Source organism: Vibrio sp. QJM3NY_21 (assembly GCF_057785975.1).
In genome coordinates, this window is record NZ_CM173513.1 from 1,354,417 (window position 1) to 1,371,449 (window position 17,033).

Below are 17,033 nucleotides of genomic sequence, written 5' to 3' on the forward strand. Positions count from 1 at the left end.
GCATTTACTTCATATTACATTTACTTGTCACTTAACAGTGACTTAGAAGCCACTAGTATTGATCACGTCGCTCAGCTTTGCATTAAAATCATGTTTGCTCAAGTTGCTTAATTTATAAAGTACCTCTGCACCTGTCACGTTAAGTTCAACTTCGTGATCATCGATGTTCTCATCCTTGTTTCTGAACATCAGCAGATGATTAGCGATTCGAGCAATATCCAAATAAGACACTTCGCGTTCTTCGTGGCTATTAATGGTATTACTGCACACATCAATAAAGTCGCTGTCGAAGCCCCAACGGTTAAGCACCAGTTTACTGGTTGCAGAACATTGGCCTTGGAATATTTGTAGAGCGATATCGTGGTCTAGGTAATTGCCATTTTCGAGGTAGAGGTGGTATTCGCTAACCAAACAGAACAAACCAATGTCAGCCAGTAATCCGACAAGCAGTGATTTCTCATGTTCAAGGTAGCGGTATTCAATAGGGGAGAGTTCTTTGAAGCCGTTGGTCACCAGTACCATAGTGGCGCCGAGTTCTTTGGAGACAGAAGCGCTCTGAACCAGTAACTCATTACACTCTTTGCTCAGGTTGACTGAATGCTTGAGTTGTTCAATAGCCTGAGCTGTAACGATGTCACGCACTCTTAATATGCCAAGGCGCGACACAGCCGTCATCATATCGACGCAAGTAATGTTGCGTCTGTTGAATACGACAGAGTTAGCCACTCGAATGACGACAGCAGTGAGGCCTGGGTCTTCAAGTAAGCATTCGGCAACTTCGGCAATCCCGGTTGATTCGAGAGTGCAAAGCTTTTGAATTTTCAGTACAACGTTAGGGATAGGAGGAAGTGTTATTTTTCCCGCTGAAATAGAATGGCCAACAAGTTGGGCAAACTCTGATTCTAGACCCTTTAAGAGAAGAGCCTTATTTTGTGGTAGCCAGAAAAACGATAAATGATTCATAAAAAAAGTAACAACATGTATGTTCTGCCATTTTACAAGCCGCGATGCTGTGAAGCAATACTCATCCGACGACATAACCTTGAATAATTTGAACGGGTGTATCACTGGGTGTCGAAATTTAAGCATGGTTTGATAGTTTACTGTGATATCAATCATGAAAAATCATAATACTCAATTGATTGATGTGAACTAAGCCCAGACTTATTTTTCTTTTCGAAGTATCATTTATTTAAAGGTGGAAAACGAAATCATAATATTCACCTAAAGAATAAAAAAATAGATTAAAAATTTTTCGCATAAAAAGCTGCTTGTCTGGTAATGAACCTAATCGGGGTAATTTGATTAAGGATCAACGGATATGACCGAGACAGCATTTATTAATTACGTGAATCAATTTGGTGAGCATCAAAAACGTTCTATGTTTGGAGGTATTGGCCTCTTTCAAAATGACGCTATGTTCGCTTTATTGAGTGAAGGTTGTTTATTCATCAGAGGTGGAAAGTCATTAGATAAAAAACTGACGGATCTTGACTGTGAAAAGTATCGTCATGTAAAAAAACAGACAACAGCTACCGTAAATTATTACGATATTACTGATCTTTTTACATGCGAACATCCTGAATTGGATAGTATTATTCGTACTTCAATCGATAATTCAATTCAGCAACGTAGCTTTAAGAAATCATCCGCTAGCCGTCGATTGAGAGATCTACCAAACATGCAACTTACGTTAGAGCGCATGGTTAAAAAGGCGGGTGTGGACGATGTTTCAATGTTTATGCAGTTGGGCGCGCCTGAAGTGTTTAATAAGGTTCGTAAAGCGTACGGAAACGATGTTGACCTAAAACTACTTTGGAAATTTGCGGGTGCAATTGATGGTATTCACTGGAAACTATTACAAGAGCCACGCAAGCAGCAATTATTAAAGGGCTGCCACTAAAGAAGTTTACCTTATATGCTTAAGATTATTACTAATAAATAAAAACCGAGGAATGTCCTCGGTTTTTTTGTTTCTGTCTTAGCCGGATTTCTTAAAAGACTAAGTATCAAAAGGCTAAGTGCTCATGGAGAGCTTATTTGCTAGGGCTTGAGCGTTAAGTATTAGTACTTGAAACGAGCCGTGAACATTAGCTGATCACCGTAGAAGTCGTTAATACGAGCTTCAGCACCTAAAGAGAAAAGCTCTGTAGAGTGGAAACGCGCGTAAACAGAACCCGTCCAATCATCGTTGTCATCGATAGAAACGTAACCACCTTTACCACCAACTTCTAGTTGTGGGCCAAGCCATTGGCGAACACCAACGTTGATTTCCATACCGATATCAGTAGAGCTTGAGTTTTCAGGCTGAACGATACGAGCTAGCATTTCACCTGTTAGGTCTGCCCAGTTGTTTAATGGAGCGTGGAAACCAAGACCTACAGCTGAGTCGTAATCGCCTTCAAATTCTGAATCGATACGTGCTATAGCGTGAGCATTCGGGTGAATTGACTTACTGAACGCGCCACCAAATGTTACTGGGCTAGCACCGATACGTGCTTCAAAGTAATCGTAGTTAAAGTTGCTCATTACTTGTGGTTGTTCATCAACAGCTAGTGCTTGGCTAGAAGCCAATAGCATAGCGGTAGTAAGTAGAATTTTGCGCATAACGACCGTAAACCTTTATTTAGTGTTAATTCCTTTGGCTTGAGAAAAATCAGGCAAACCATAAACATTAAGACAGTTTAATCTAACTCGTGGAAAAGTAATCCATAAAAATGCCAATCCTTTGCCATTTAGCTAAAAAATATACAATTTAGGCGCTGCTCTGCAACTGAGATCCCATGTTTATGGGACTATTCACCAAAACTTAAGGTCGATTCACAATGCATTAGCTTATTCACCAAAGCTTGTTCGCTTGTTTGCCATTGACGTGAGGATGCGCTCGGTATCTAAAATGGAAGTCCAGTTTAGCAATTGCTTGTCGTTTGCAATGACATAGTCGGTCAGTTGTTGAGTAATCGTGTCTCTGAGTTGACCACCTTGCCAAGGCTTAGAAATATAGAAATCAAGCGCAGCGTTGTTAATCGCGGTCACCGTATCTTCCAGGCCTGCTTGCCCTGTGAGCAGTAGTTTGCGTGTCGGCTTAGTGTAATCGTTCTGATTGAGCTCTATGAGAAAGTCGATACCGGTTTTGTCAGGCATGATGTGGTCGCACAATATTAAGGCGAGTTTAATGCCATCTTGTCCCATTTCTTTGATTACCTGCTTGGCTTCATCGACCGATTCGGCCCCTTCAACAATAAAGCTTTCTTCAAATGGTGCTAAGTCTTGAAGGACACTGTTGAGGACTTCAGGCTCATCATCGACACATAAAATTAGGTACTTATTCATGAGGTGCTCCTTCTTGTTTGAATGGAAGCCACACTTGCATGTGTGTATGGCTGCCTACCTCAGACTCCACCAAAATAAACCCTTGATGAGCCGAAACAATTTGTTGAGAAATAGATAAACCAATTCCTAAACCAAAGTTGCCTTCTTTTTTGGTCGTGAAATTTGGGTTGAAAATGGTGCTGATGTCTTCTTTCGCAATGCCATGGCCGGTGTCGGAGATTTCCACTACAAGAAATGTGTCGTCACCTTGCGTCTGTTGAGAAGTAGTGATTGACACTTTTCCTCGTTCAGAAAGGGCATCGAGTGCGTTAGAGATCAGGTTTGTCCATACTTGTTGTAGCGAGAGCGACTGGCACAATAAAGGCGGTAATTCGGTGTCGTAATGTTTTTCGAGTTGGTGATGTTTGAGTCTGTTTTCAAAGATCACTAAGGTATCTTCAAGCCCTTCGTGAATGTCTGCGTAGTGGCGAACCTCTTCATCTTCTCGGGCATAGCTTTTTAGGCTTTTAACCATATCGGCAATACGCTTGCTGCACACTTGAATTGAGCGAATAGAGTTTCCAACATAGTGGTAATGCTCTAAGTCATTGAGCAGCTCTTTGCCTGCGACAGGTGAGTCTTTCAAGGTGTCTAGAACCGCCGAGTCTTGGCTTAGGTTTAGTCTCACTGCTTTTTTGGCTAGCGCACGATCATCGATAGTAGAGGTGAGGTGCTTTACGAGTTGTCTTTCTTGAGCCGTTGATAGTGGCTTGGCTAACTTTGAATGCGCCAGCACGTCAGTCCCTTTATTCGATTCTGGGAGTGACGAGTTTTCGAGTATCTGGTCGAGATGTTCAGACAAGGTTTCAATACTTCGTAAGATCGCGGCAATAGGGTTGTTCAACTCATGAGCAACGCCCGCGACAAGTTGCCCGAGCATCGCCATCTTCTCTTTCTCGACCAATTGTTGATGTGCAGACTCTAGTGACTCCAACGTTTGTTGCAGCTTGATTTTATTAGTGATACTTCTTTGCAAGCGGCGGTTAAAGTGACGGAGCAATAGATTGGTGAATAACGGCAGCAGGGTATTGTTTGAGTGCATTACCTGAGCAAAGCTATCTTTATCCAGTTTGATGACCCGTGTTTGAGTTAGGGTTATCGCGGTTGAGAACGAAGGTTCACCCGTCACAAACGACATCCCGCCGACAATGTTGCCCTTAGAGTGTCGTACCACTTCCCGCTGTTGCCCCAACTCGTCTTTTTTATAGAGAGCGGCTTCACCCTCAATGATCAGCCATAAAAAGCGATTGTCTTCACCTTCTACAGTGAGGAGATGTTCGGGTGAGTAGTCTCGAATAGCCTTGGTTTTGTCATCTTTTGAAAACACATCTTGTAATGCACTAACGACACGCTCTGCAAGGGCATTGTCAGAAAGCTGGTGGTAGTCGTGAATGAACCCCGATTGAAAAGAATGAATCTTTTGCTCGATGTGCGCTCTGAATAAGCGCTGTTGATCCAACGCATCACTGTAAGATAACAGGTTTTCTGAGTCGTATTGGATAACAAAAGAGGTCAGTTCTTTTTGCGCCGATTTGAATAGAACTTGATCTTGAACGGGTTTGGTTAGGCAGTGATTGAGCCGGCCTTCATTCACCGCGGTAAGAATGGATTGAATGTCTGACGAAGCGCTGACTAATATCGTTCTTGCGGTATTACTATGGGGCAGCTGTTCCAGTTCAATAAGAAATTGCACACCATTAAATCCAGAATGATGATGAGTGATCACTAAAGCAACGGTTTGGTGGTGATCATGGATATCTTCTAATGCGTGATGCGCGTCTTCTATGTTCTCGGCAGTATAAATATCGAATACAGAAGCTAACGGAGCCAGCTCCGAACGTATTCTTTCAATGCTAACCGGATTATTGTCCAAACAGATAACAGCGTATTGATTCACAGCTCAACCTTAATAGTAGCGACGTCTCTAGCCTAGCAAGAACCACTGAATAAGGATGAGAGCTAGCCGTTAATTTATTGAGGCAATCGAAGTATCGAGCAATAGACTGATTTAACTCAATGTTTCTTGTTTGCTACTGATGGGTTAGACTAAAAAAAACAGACTAGTGTAGAAAGAGAACTCATGGAACAGTTAAGAAAAATTGGTGCAATTGGCGGAGCAATCTCATTGGCACTTTGTTGGCCATTAGCGGTTGGGCAAATTGGACAAAATGCGATTACTGATGGCGTTGCAAAGCTTAACAATTCAAGCATTCAAGCTGAGATCGTGGAATACGATAGAGGTTACCTTTCTTCTACTGTAACCACTCGCGTAACTGTGACGGATGAGAGCTTGAAAGAGCAGCTTGCGCTCGATGGCTTACCAAGTGAGTTTGTCATTAATAGTGCGGTGAGCCATGGCTTAGTGAGCTTAAACGCGCTGTCGACGTTTGAGAATACTGACATTCTGCCTCTTACTCTGACTACCAGCACTGAACTAAACGGCAACACGGATTTCAACTTCGAGTTAAGCCAGTTCAATCACCAAGGCTCAGAAGAAAATGGTACCTCGGTATCTATCACGAAGTCGAATCTGTCTGGCCATGCCACTGTATTAGGGCAGGTTGATTACCAGCTTTCTATCCCATCTGTTCAAATTGATTTTGAAACGGGTGAAGAGGTGACACTCTCAAACCTAAAAGGTATTGGTTCAGGCCAGCAAGCAAAAGGTTACTGGTTAGGCACGCAGAATTTTACTATTGATAGCTTCTTGATTTCAGATTCTGCAAGGCAGCCATTCATGACCATCGAAAACTCTAAGTACGATTTTGAATCGCATCTAGATGAAGCGACTAAGCGCTTGAGCAGCAGTCTTAAGTTGGATGTCGCCAATATTGAGACCAACGAAGGCCAGTTGAACAATCTAAACGTCGATTTTGAAATGTCGAAACTGGACAGCCAGTCGTTTGAGAAAATCTTTGAAATTTACCAGGCGAACCCTGTTCTGACACAAGAAGATGTGGCTGAGATCATTCCGTTCATCGACGTACTGTTTGCTAAAGGCTTCGACCTTTCAATGAACAATATGTCGTTAGAATTAGGTAAAGGTCAGTTTGAATCTAAATGGTTGGTGAGCGTACCGGAAGGCACAGAAAACATCAGCAGTAACCCTTCAATGATTGTTCCTGCATTAACAGGTAATGTTCAATCTAGCTTCTCAAATGAGCTTGTTGAAGAATACCCTTTTATCCGTGAAGGTATCGACGAATTGATCGTGATGGAAATGATCAAGCAAACAGAAAGTGGTTATGAAATCACGGCTGACCTAGAGAATGGAAATCTAGTGTTTGAAAATGGACAAGAAATTCCATTAATTGCACTGCTTATGCCGGCTTTTGTTCAATAAAAAGAGTCGGGCTTAATACTGATAGGGCGATCTAACGGGTTAAGTTAAACATTTTGTACGGTACGAAACAAAAGAGGTCTTAAGACCTCTTTTGTTGTTTTTATGTTGGGTAAAACATGGTATTACTTTCATAGTTATTATTTAGCAGGAGCAATTATCCCCATGGAACTTACATTAGATAACGTATTCAACTTTAGTGCTGGCCCAGCGGCACTGCCTAAACCGGTAATGAAACAAGCGCAAGCAGACTTCATTGATTGGAATGGTTTAGGCACTTCCGTTATGGAAATCAGCCATCGCAGCAAAGAGTTTATTCAAGTTGCCGATGAGTCTGAGCAAGACCTACGTGATCTTCTGAACATCCCAGACAACTATAAAGTTCTTTTCTGTCAGGGGGGAGCTCGTGCTCAATTCGCTGCTGTTCCTCTAAACCTTCTAGGTGACGCGACGAAAGCAACTTACATTGATGCGGGTTACTGGGCAGAAAGCGCAGTGACTGAAGCGAGCAAATATTGCGAAATCGATGTATTTAACGCGAAGACATCTCTTGATGGCAAAGCGGCGGTTGTTCCGGCTAAAGATTGGAAAATCGACCCAGAAGCGGCGTACGTACATTTCTGTCCAAACGAAACCATCGATGGCATTGAAATCAGTGAGCTTCCTCAAACGGATAAGCCAATCGTCGCGGATATGTCATCTAACATTCTGTCTCGTAAGATCGATGTGTCTCAGTACGGTGTTATCTACGCGGGTGCTCAAAAGAATATCGGCCCTGCGGGTATCTGCATTGCTATCGTACGTGATGATCTACTAGAACTAGCAAACGAAGTATTGCCGAGTATTCTGAACTACAAAGTACTTGCTGAAAAAGACTCAATGTTCAACACACCGCCAACGTACGCTTGGTACCTATCAGGCCTTGTATTCAAGTGGCTTAAAGCTCAAGGTGGCGTTGAAGCGATGGAGTTGGTGAACAAAGAGAAAGCGGCGTTGCTTTATAATGCGATTGATAGCTCTGCTTTCTACAAAAACGATGTTCACACCGCAAACCGTTCAAGAATGAACGTACCTTTCCAGTTGGCGAAACCCGAGCTAGACAGCAAGTTCTTAGAGCTGGCTGATACTGCAGGTCTGAAATCGTTAAAAGGTCACCGAGCGGTGGGTGGAATGAGAGCTTCACTTTACAATGCGATGTCTCTGGAAGGCGTTCAGGCACTAGTTAGCTTTATGAAAGACTTCGAAGAGAAATACGCTTAATAAGCGACCTAGATGTTTACCAGTGAAAAGAGGAGCTTAGGCTCCTCTTTTTGTTTCCTATAGAAGGTGAAAATATAGAGGCCTAATTACCTTCTTCGACCACTAAAGCGAAACTGCTGCGGGGTTACATCAAAAGATGCCTTGAAAGCTTTAATGTAAGACGAGTCGTTTTGATAACCGACTTGATCAGCAATATTCTGGATTGAGAACTCTTCATCCAACAAAGACAACGAGTAAATCAGGCGGATTTGTTGTCGCCATAACTGAAATGACGTGTTGAACTCTTTTGAGAATAAGCGCGATAAGGTTCGCTCTGATGCACCGACTTTACCTCCCCATTCCTTCAACGAAAAGTCCAACGTTGGTGCCTCTGTCAGCGCTTCAAAGATAAGCTTCAATCGTCGGTCTTCGGGTAGCAACAATTGATAGGTCTGAACGTTGTCTTTCATGATCTGATCGTGCAATACCGAGAGCAATCGCGATACCTCTTCATCACTCACTAATCCTTCGCACTGTCTGCGAATTTCCTGCAATAACTCATTCAAAAACGGCGTCAGGGTAATGGTTCGCACTTGAGGCTCATACTCAATACCAAAGGCTGGATTAAGGTAAATACCGACAAACGTCGTATGGTTCAATGCGATAGATTCATGTTGAATCCCTGCAGGCACAAACAAAGCAGAAGTATGGGGCACAAGATGCTGGTAGTGATCGGTTTTCGTTTGCAATAGGCCTTTGAGCGGGAAGATCACTTGATGCCATGTATGTTGGTGCATTGCATCGACGTAGCCCTTGGGCATATCGATGGTCTTCACTAACGCTGGTGAATTAGGATTAGCGACCATCATCTCATTTGAGGTGATGATTCCGGAGTGAGAATCTATTTGGCGGGTTAGCATGGTTAAGTGTCTTTATGTCCCTATTGTGACATTGGTTTGTTAGATTATCATGCTTGCCGTAGTGAATGAAATCGAGTTATCGTGTCGTTTGTCTCACGCAGTTCAGAAAATAAGTTTAGGTAAAAGGAAAAGATATGAAGAAGTTAGGCTTAGTTAATAGCGTATTGGTAGGCAAAACCGTTGCTTTTGCACACGGTGCAAACAGTGCCATCAACAAGCAGGTTTTACCTGAGCGTCAGCATGCCACAGAACTTGGTTTTACCAATGACGAACAAGGTGACCCTCGCTTTCACGGTGGTATTCAAAAAGCCCTTCATATCTACCCAAGCGAGCACTACCCAGTTTGGCAGGAAGAGTTAGGTGACAAAATCATCTTTCAATCTGCAGGCGCATTTGGCGAGAACCTAAGCTCAAGCGGCGTCACGGAGCATTCCATTTGCTTGAAAGATAAGATTCGTATTGGTTCAACATTGTTGGAAGTCTCGCAAGGGCGTATGCCGTGCTGGAAGCTGAACGTGAGATTCGATCAAAATGATATGGCAAGAAGGCTGCAAGATACGCTAAGAACTGGCTGGTATTTCCGTGTATTGGAAGAGGGTGATATCGGCGCTGGAGATGAGATCATTCTATGTGAAAGACCTTATCCAGAATGGCCGTTAACTCGCATCATGGGGGCGGTGTTTACAGGTTGTTTGGATAAACAAGAGCTCAAAGAATTGGCGGAGCTACCTTTAGTCGAATCTTGGGGAGCACTTATAGATCGTCGCCTTGAAACTGGCAAAGTCGAAGATTGGGAAATGCGATTAGTTGGTCCGACAGCGAAGTAAGCTTTTCCTAATACGCAAAAACAAAACGCTCACTATTTAGATAATGTGAGCGTTATGAGTATTAAGGTGTAAAACGGCTAATGGCTAATGGCTAATGGCTAATGGCTAATGGCTAGTCGCTTCACGTACGATTTAAACAGTATTTAAATCTAGCTATAACCAGAAATCTTTAACCGGCATGTCAGGGCTAAAATGATGCGCAATCTGCGCTTGTAGTAACTCTGCGGTTGCAATTGCATCCGTTAATGCATGATGCGGCGTGTAGTCCGGCAAGTGGTATCGACGGCGACTCTGACCAAGCCTTACTGATGCTGGTTTCTTTCCTTTGAGCTTATTCCATAAGCCGCCAGCCAGTTTGTTCTGGATTTGAGATTCAATCTCGAGTGTGTCGAGGACTGGAAATTCGATCCCTTCACCTAATCTCACTTTCAGTGCGTTATCCAAGAAATCACGCTCGATACGACGGTAATGAACCACTGGGATGTGACCCGCCAGTGATTCTAATATCTCATCTAACACCTCGCTAAGGTCTGGCGCGTCAATGATGTCGTTGTGAGTGATGCCATGAATAACCACAGAGTCTTCTTCTAATTTCTGCTTTGGTCTCAGTGTCCAGTGTTTGGCTTGTCGTAAGTAAATACGATTTAGCGTAAACGGGACAAGGCCAATGGTAATGATGCCATCTTTGTTTGGGTTTAAACCCGTAGTCTCAAAGTCGACAGCTAAGAAGGTTACTTCTGATAATGGCGTATCAGGTACAGGAAGAGGTTGGCTATAAAATTGCTTTAAACGCTCGTCTCTCGCTCGTTCCAGCTTTTGAGCAAACTTAAATGGCCAGTCGACCGCAGGTGATCTGAATAGTTTGTTCATAGGCCCTACTTAAACTTATTGCTGGCTTGATAACGGAACTTAAGGAAGTTCTGCGCATTACTTAATATTTGGAATGCGTCCTTTAGGTTGCGTCGCTCGAAGTCAGATAGGTTCTCTGGCTCAATGTTGTTATCCGGTTCTATGTTGTTGTCGACATCGTGTGCCTGGTGGCGAATACGAACTAAGGAGATAAACTCCATCGCATCTTTCAAATCTTGAGCTCGGCCTTTTGGCAGAATACCTGCGTCGATAATGTCATCCAAACGTTCGAATGAGTTCTTCGAACGAGAGGCTACCGCCAAAGAGTGAACACGAATTAGATCGGCAAGTGGTGCGGTACCACGACGTTTAAGGTTGATCGAGTTGTTATGACGACCATCTTTTTCCATAACGAAATCTTTGAAGAACCCGAGTGGCGGTGTGCGGTTAAGCGCATTACGAGCAAGACATGCTAAGAAACGGTTGTTCTTACGTGCTCGGCGAACAATAAAACTGTTCAGTTGTTCCGCCCATTTCAAGCGGCCGTAGACACCGTCTAAATCAAAGAAGATAGAAGCGTTCAATAGCGCTTTCGGGTTTGGATCATCAATCCAATCGGCAAAGCACTCTTCCCATTGGCGACGAGTCATACGCCACGTTGGGTTGGTGGCCATGATGTCACCAGTACAATACACGTAGCCACACTGATCTAAGCCATCACAAATGAAGGTTGATAACTCTTCAAAGTATTTACCGTGCTTTTTCTCGTCGTAGGTGTCATCAAGAATAATGGCGTTGTCTTGGTCAGTAACGAGCAACTGCTCATCACGTCCCATCGAGCCGAGTGCAAGGAAACAATAAGGAATGGGCGCTTTACCTAATTTCTCTTCACCTAGCTCAATAATACGTTGCTTAAAGCTACGGCCGATTACCGACATTGCGGTACCCACCATGTGGGCGTTGGCATCTTCGTTAACCAAGCGCACAAAGCTGTCTTTTACTTGTTCAGAAAGTACTTTAAGATCTTCAATGCTTTGTTGCTGGAAGATGCTGCTTACCAATAACAGCGAGTTTTGAGACTCGTAGCGAACAATATCGGTCGCTTCGATAATACCGATAGGTTTCTTATCTTTAAGCACTGGCAAGTGGTGCACGTTGTAGCGAAGCATGGTCATCATTGCTTCATATACATAGGCATTGTGGTCGAGTGAGATAACCTCTGGTGTCATCACACTGGATACTTCATCCGACGGGTCAAGGCCTTCGGCTAGAACGCGAGTACATAAGTCTCGATCGGTAATGATGCCGATAACTGGTGTTGAATCGTCTTCATCATCTTCAACAATATCAGGGTCGATGATCAGTAGAGAAGAGACATTGTCTTCTGCCATCATGGTTGCAGCTTGTTGGATGGTGCGCGTTTTCTCGATCATCGGTGCTTCGCTGGTCAATAGCGTTTTGACCTTAGATGTCGATAAATCGTTGGCGTCGTTGCTGTCTGAGTTTGCTTGGCGAAGTCGCGCGTTATCTTCCACCTCGACAAAGTCGGCGAATGAATCATAGTTGTCGTAGAGCTCTTGGAAAATCGGCTCAGGGATGCAATAGAGAAGGGTATCTTCGGTCGCTTTAACTGGGAAGCGAACTTTGTTGTTGGTCAGCAGTCCCATTTGTCCAAACACATGCCCTTCATCAAGGCGATTATAGAGTTCGCCCTTACGACGATAGACTTCAACTTCACCACTTCGAACGATATAGAGGTCATGAATTTGATCACCAAAGTGAATGATAGGGGTATCTTGGCGGTAATAAGAAATTTCCACACTACTGGTCACTTTCACCAATATCTCTTCAGGAAGTTCAGAGAAAGGGGGGTATTGTGCCAGAAAGTTTTGAATCTCTAATAACTCAGCATCCATAATGATCATCCATTGGTTTGTATGATTTCATGGTACAACATTTGATAATAATTTTCCGGCACAAATCAATCTGTGAGCTAAAACCTTTTTAAAGTCTTATGGATAGACTAATCTTTCAGTTAATGGAGTGACAGTTGAAGGATGATAGGAATGTCGAAGTGGAAGCTTAGTTTGGTATCTGCAGTTTTTATTTTTTCTCCAAGTTCGTGGGCGGACACTAACGCGGTGGATATTCTTGATTATGACCATGTTTATGCCACCGCGCATTCGGGCAGTTTAAATGAAGATGCAGGTGGCAATAATAATGCCTCATCGTATGGATTAGGCGTCAGTTACGTGATGACGGATGATTGGTTGTTGTTGGGCGACTACAGTGCGCGCTTTATTCACCCGGATGACACGACAACTCGAATTGATACGCTTATGCCAGGTGTTGGTTACCGTTACAGCATTAAGAAAGATTTAGATATAGTGGCTTACTACCTGCTTGGTATCACTAAGGGGGAGGTGGAAGATAACGATACCAACCGAACTGAGTCTTCAGATACCGAGTTTATCCAAGGGATTAAAGCCGAACTTAACTATGGCTTCGCCAAACGCTGGATTGCGAACGGTAGTGTGCAAGTAAATCGCAGTGACCTGTTTGATGAAGAGATCTATCACCTAGGTTTACGCTATCTGGTGACCAACAAGTTTGCGATTGGTGGCTCTTATCAACACCGAGATGGCGAAGGTAAGATTCGTAGTGAGCGTACTAACGAGCTAGGTGTAGAGTTCTTCTTAGAGTACTAACCAGTAACGCAGAGACTAAGTGCCTTAATAGCTTTTATATATAGCTCTTATATACAAAGAGACAGACACAAAAAAGCCAGCTTAATTGCTGGCTTTTGCATATCTATAGGTCGACAGATACAGGTTTCGCTTTTCGATTAAAGAACCGCAGCAAGACCTTTACATAGAGGACCCATGTTTGACTTAGTCATGCCAGCAACACTGATACGGCCAGAACCAACAATGTAGATAGCGAATTCGTCTTTCAGGCGAGTTACTTGCTCTTTGCTTAGGCCAGAGAACGAGAACATGCCGTTTTGGCGCTCGATGAATGTAAAGTCTGCATCAACACCTTCAGATTTCAATGTTGTTACGAATAGCTCACGCATCTCTTGGATACGGTCACGCATTTCTGCCACTTCCGCTTCCCATTCAGCACGTAGATCAGCATCACCAAGGATGTGAGTTACTACAGCACTACCGTGCGCTGGTGGGTTAGAGTAGATAGAGCGGATGATGCTCTTAACTTGAGAGAACGCTGTCGTTGCTACGTCTGCAGATTCTGCAACTAGAGTGAATGCGCCCACACGCTCGTTGTACAAGCCGAAGTTCTTAGAGAATGAGCTAGCAACAAGGATCTCTTTGTTGTATTGAGCAAAAATACGTAGACCAGCTGCATCTTCTTCAACGCCTTTTGCAAAACCTTGGTAAGCAAAATCGAATAAAGGAAGCAGTTTCTTTTCAGCAACCAGTTTAGCCAGCACTTCCCACTCGTCAGTTGTTGGGTCGATACCTGTTGGGTTGTGACAGCAGCCGTGAAGAAGAACGATATCACCTTCAGAAGCTTTCTCTAGGTCAGCAACCATGCCTGCGAAGTCTTTGTCTTTTGTTTCAGCATTGTAGTAGCTGTATTGAGCTGTCTCGATACCCGCGGCAGCGAAAACGCCGTTATGGTTTGCCCAAGTTGGGTTACTGATCCAGATTTTAGCATCGCCTAGTTGGCGCTTGATGAATTCGCCAGCAACGCGAAGTGCACCAGTACCACCAGGAGCTTGTGCAGTTTTCGCGCGTTGAGACGTTACGATCTCTGCGTCTGAACCGAAAAGAAGCTTCTGAACAGCTAGGCCGTACTCAGCTGTACCTTCAATTGTCAGATAAGATTTGGTTTTTTCGCTTTCAAGAAGTGCAGCTTCTGCTTTCTTTACTGTTTTAAGTACAGGCGTTTGGCCAGCTTCATTTTTGTAGATGCCAACACCAAGGTTGATTTTCTCTGCACGAGAGTCTTTTTTAAACTCTTCAGTAAGGCCGAGGATAGGATCGGCGGGAGCAGCTAACACTTTTTCAAACATAATCTTCATCCATGTCAATTGAGAGGGGATAGTATCTATGGGTAGTTATACCTGTATGGAATTTTTAAGACAATACGAAGTGAACAGAAAGGCCAAAAAAAATCCATTTCAATCAGATTTATTGACTAAAGAGGGTATTTGATAACAAAACACCCTACGGATTAACCTATAGGGTGCAAGAAGTTAGTGGTTTTTATATAGATTAGGCTGGTTGAGCAATAAAGCTTTCACGCTCGAGTTCACTTGGTACATTTTTGCCATCTTTGTAGGTCGCGGCAATCGAAACAAATTCTTGTTCGACAGCCAGAAAAGCTTGGACAACTTGCGGATCAAAATGCGTCCCATTGCCCTCTAAGATAATCTGCTTAGCTTGTTCATGAGTAAAGGCTGGCTTGTAGACTCGTTTTGATATTAACGCGTCATAAACATCGGCTAATGCCATCAAGCGACCGGATAATGGAATGTCCTCACCAGACAGCTGATTTGGATAACCGCAGCCATTCCATTTTTCATGGTGAGTCAGTGATATTTCTTTTGCGACTTTTAAGAAAGAGCAGCTTCCCAACTGCTTTTCTGCGATAGACAAGGCTTCAGCGCCAATTGCAGGGTGGCCCTTCATTATTTCAAATTCTTCGTCGGTTAATTTCCCCGGCTTTAGTAAAACATTGTCAGGGATACCCACCTTGCCGACGTCATGCAGGGGAGCCGACTTATAAAGCAACTCGATATAATTTGGTGTTAACAAAGTAGAGTGCGTTTCAGATTTGCTGAGTTCTTGTGCGAGTACCTTAACGTATTCTTGGGTTCTTAGAATATGGGCGCCAGTTTCATTGTCTCGAGATTCTGCGAGTGCAGACAGGCTTACAATTGCAACATCACGGGTAGTTTTGACTTCGTTTTGTGCGGTTTCGAGGCTATCAAGCATGGTGTTGGTCATTGACGCCATAGAACCCAGTTCGTTATAGCCAAAAATAGGCAAACGAACGCCGTGCTCGCCTTTAGTTACCTTGTTCAACGCGTGTTCTTGGCTCAAGAGAATGCGTTTAATCAACTTGCTCCACAATGTCATGATGGTTATTGCGTATCCACCAAGCACCAACGCAAGGTAGATGAACTCTTTAATCACGCTGACTTTACCTGTGCCGTCCAGTAAGCGACCTGGGTTATGTTCTAACCAAAAGATATCTTTAACGGCAACCATCGTCAGCATGGTGGTCAGCGTGATCAGAAGTACGATTACTAAACCGACCATTTGTTTAACTAATGAACTTCGTTCGCCAATCAGTTGGAAGTCAAACTGCCCAGAATGTTCCATTTTGTCCATTTGCGTAAGTTTCGCTTTCAACTGAAGAATGCTTCCAGTAAAGAAGCCAAATAACGTCATTCCAAAGAGCACTTTTAAATTGCTATCGATGGTGAAGTTATAACTTAAGTTGTAATAAAGCGCAAAAGGGACACTAGCAGCAAAAAACAACAAGGTGTCGAGCTGCGCAAACCGACCTTGTTTAACTAAAGCATGGCGGGCTAATAGATAATGGCGCACAAACCAGACTAAGGCAAAAACGACACTCACTTGAGTGAAAATTTCTAACGTCGTTAAGGTGTCGAGCATAGGGCATACCCGACTGCCATAGGTGCCAAAAAGCACACCAGCGATGGCATATAGCTGGGTTGTTAGCGATTGATTATAGTTTGATGTATCCATCGATAAGCCTTTGTTCAGTTTCGTTTCTGGTCTGTATAATTCTTACTAGATTCACGAGTTTTAAGTACGCATATTTTACTTTGCAAGACGCATTGCTTGCTTTGAAATATACATAACTTGAATGACTTGCGTAAATAGGACCAGAAATTCTATCGATAGCTTTCGCTGAATGATACAAGAAATTGGTGTGTGTAAGTGATTTGTTAACTAAGTGGGGATTATTACAGCATTACTATGCGTATATGTGAATAGCCTCGATAGAGATTCGAGGCTATTCAGTGATCGATCTTGGCTTGCTTGTTTGTGAAAACAGTCAAAGCCGATACGCCTCATTGCGTATTATTTTTTCAGGTTGATTTCAGCTTCGATAGAACCTGTTTCAATCTCAGGGTGAGATGCTAGTTTGTCTGATGCCCATTGGTTAAGGTGTTTCAGAATAGCAGACACCGCGTGTTTCTCAGTTGGTGCTTGGTTTTGATCGACGTCGATCTTCTGCTTTGGATGTGAGCCTGTTGCATCTTCAGCGATATGTAGCCAATCTGGGTGCCAGTAATATGGCTGGCCACTCGGTGTTGTCCAACTATGAACACCGTTTGACTCTCCTTTATAACTTAACTGGTCTGCTTCTATTTTTTTCATTGTTATCTCGCATGTTTTTTGGGTTACATCAAATTATAGAGGCGTAGAGCGAACTTGGCTCCCGCCTTGGTTACAAACTTAGCAAAGCATACAAAGTTATCTGTGA

Annotated in this window: 15 protein-coding genes; 5 read left to right on the forward strand and 10 right to left on the reverse strand. The window is 43.4% G+C overall.

What is annotated here, in order from left to right; all coding sequences use genetic code 11:
- Positions 1 to 42: 42 nt before the first annotated feature.
- Positions 43 to 963: an HDOD domain-containing protein gene (locus AC3CID_RS06175; protein ID WP_004734690.1), complete on the reverse strand. Its 921-nt coding sequence runs from the start codon at positions 961 to 963 to the stop codon at positions 43 to 45.
- Positions 964 to 1,321: 358 nt separating this feature from the next.
- On the opposite strand from AC3CID_RS06175, the gene AC3CID_RS06180 reads away from it, so the two are divergent.
- Positions 1,322 to 1,903 (forward strand): TfoX/Sxy family DNA transformation protein, encoded by a 582-nt coding sequence (locus AC3CID_RS06180; RefSeq protein ID WP_004734691.1) that lies wholly within the window; start codon positions 1,322 to 1,324, stop codon positions 1,901 to 1,903.
- A 161-nt stretch (positions 1,904 to 2,064) separates the two neighbouring features.
- Here the strand turns inward: AC3CID_RS06180 and AC3CID_RS06185 are convergent, their stop codons facing one another.
- From AC3CID_RS06185 to AC3CID_RS06195, 3 genes are all read right to left on the reverse strand, one after another.
- Positions 2,065 to 2,607, reverse strand: coding sequence for a hypothetical protein (locus AC3CID_RS06185; RefSeq protein ID WP_004734692.1), 543 nt, complete (start codon positions 2,605 to 2,607; stop codon positions 2,065 to 2,067).
- A gap of 228 nt (positions 2,608 to 2,835) precedes the next feature.
- The gene (locus AC3CID_RS06190; protein ID WP_488527098.1) at positions 2,836 to 3,333 is read right to left on the reverse strand and encodes a response regulator; all 498 of its coding nucleotides are present in this window, start codon (positions 3,331 to 3,333) and stop codon (positions 2,836 to 2,838) included.
- Positions 3,326 to 5,269, reverse strand: coding sequence for an ATP-binding protein (locus AC3CID_RS06195; protein ID WP_488527099.1), 1,944 nt, complete (start codon positions 5,267 to 5,269; stop codon positions 3,326 to 3,328). The genes AC3CID_RS06190 and AC3CID_RS06195 overlap by 8 nt, the downstream gene beginning before the upstream one ends.
- A gap of 183 nt (positions 5,270 to 5,452) precedes the next feature.
- Here AC3CID_RS06195 and AC3CID_RS06200 point away from each other — a divergent pair, with 183 nt between their 5' ends.
- Together AC3CID_RS06200 and serC are read left to right on the forward strand one after the other, a co-directional pair.
- Positions 5,453 to 6,715, forward strand: coding sequence for a DUF945 family protein (locus tag AC3CID_RS06200; protein ID WP_171314653.1), 1,263 nt, complete (start codon positions 5,453 to 5,455; stop codon positions 6,713 to 6,715).
- 162 nt (positions 6,716 to 6,877) lie between these two features.
- Positions 6,878 to 7,972 (forward strand): 3-phosphoserine/phosphohydroxythreonine transaminase, encoded by a 1,095-nt coding sequence (gene serC, locus AC3CID_RS06205; RefSeq protein ID WP_171307729.1) that lies wholly within the window; start codon positions 6,878 to 6,880, stop codon positions 7,970 to 7,972.
- An 86-nt stretch (positions 7,973 to 8,058) separates the two neighbouring features.
- Here the strand turns inward: serC and AC3CID_RS06210 are convergent, their stop codons facing one another.
- Entirely contained in the window at positions 8,059 to 8,871 is an 813-nt protein-coding gene (locus tag AC3CID_RS06210; protein ID WP_488527100.1) for an AraC family transcriptional regulator, read from the reverse strand.
- A gap of 134 nt (positions 8,872 to 9,005) precedes the next feature.
- On the opposite strand from AC3CID_RS06210, the gene AC3CID_RS06215 reads away from it, so the two are divergent.
- Positions 9,006 to 9,698, forward strand: a complete 693-nt coding sequence (locus AC3CID_RS06215; protein ID WP_488527101.1) for an MOSC domain-containing protein — start codon at positions 9,006 to 9,008, stop codon at positions 9,696 to 9,698.
- A gap of 153 nt (positions 9,699 to 9,851) precedes the next feature.
- Here the strand turns inward: AC3CID_RS06215 and AC3CID_RS06220 are convergent, their stop codons facing one another.
- Both AC3CID_RS06220 and AC3CID_RS06225 read right to left on the reverse strand, forming a co-directional pair.
- A complete protein-coding gene (locus AC3CID_RS06220) occupies positions 9,852 to 10,568 on the reverse strand; it encodes a 3'-5' exonuclease (RefSeq protein WP_237290631.1) in 717 nt (238 codons plus the stop codon).
- Between the two features lie 5 nt (positions 10,569 to 10,573).
- Positions 10,574 to 12,463: a DUF294 nucleotidyltransferase-like domain-containing protein gene (locus AC3CID_RS06225; protein ID WP_004734701.1), complete on the reverse strand. Its 1,890-nt coding sequence runs from the start codon at positions 12,461 to 12,463 to the stop codon at positions 10,574 to 10,576.
- Positions 12,464 to 12,613: 150 nt separating this feature from the next.
- On the opposite strand from AC3CID_RS06225, the gene AC3CID_RS06230 reads away from it, so the two are divergent.
- Positions 12,614 to 13,255: an outer membrane beta-barrel protein gene (locus AC3CID_RS06230; protein ID WP_171312056.1), complete on the forward strand. Its 642-nt coding sequence runs from the start codon at positions 12,614 to 12,616 to the stop codon at positions 13,253 to 13,255.
- A gap of 137 nt (positions 13,256 to 13,392) precedes the next feature.
- Here AC3CID_RS06230 and AC3CID_RS06235 read toward each other — a convergent pair whose 3' ends face one another.
- The 3 genes from AC3CID_RS06235 to AC3CID_RS06245 all read right to left on the reverse strand — a co-directional run bounded on the left by AC3CID_RS06235 (position 13,393) and on the right by AC3CID_RS06245 (position 16,927).
- Entirely contained in the window at positions 13,393 to 14,583 is a 1,191-nt protein-coding gene (locus tag AC3CID_RS06235) for an amino acid aminotransferase (protein WP_017086475.1), read from the reverse strand.
- A gap of 202 nt (positions 14,584 to 14,785) precedes the next feature.
- On the reverse strand, positions 14,786 to 16,288 hold the full coding sequence (locus AC3CID_RS06240; RefSeq protein ID WP_488527102.1) for an HD-GYP domain-containing protein: 1,503 nt from the start codon (positions 16,286 to 16,288) through the stop codon (positions 14,786 to 14,788).
- 339 nt (positions 16,289 to 16,627) lie between these two features.
- Positions 16,628 to 16,927, reverse strand: coding sequence for a hypothetical protein (locus AC3CID_RS06245; protein WP_145563824.1), 300 nt, complete (start codon positions 16,925 to 16,927; stop codon positions 16,628 to 16,630).
- Positions 16,928 to 17,033 lie beyond the last annotated feature (106 nt).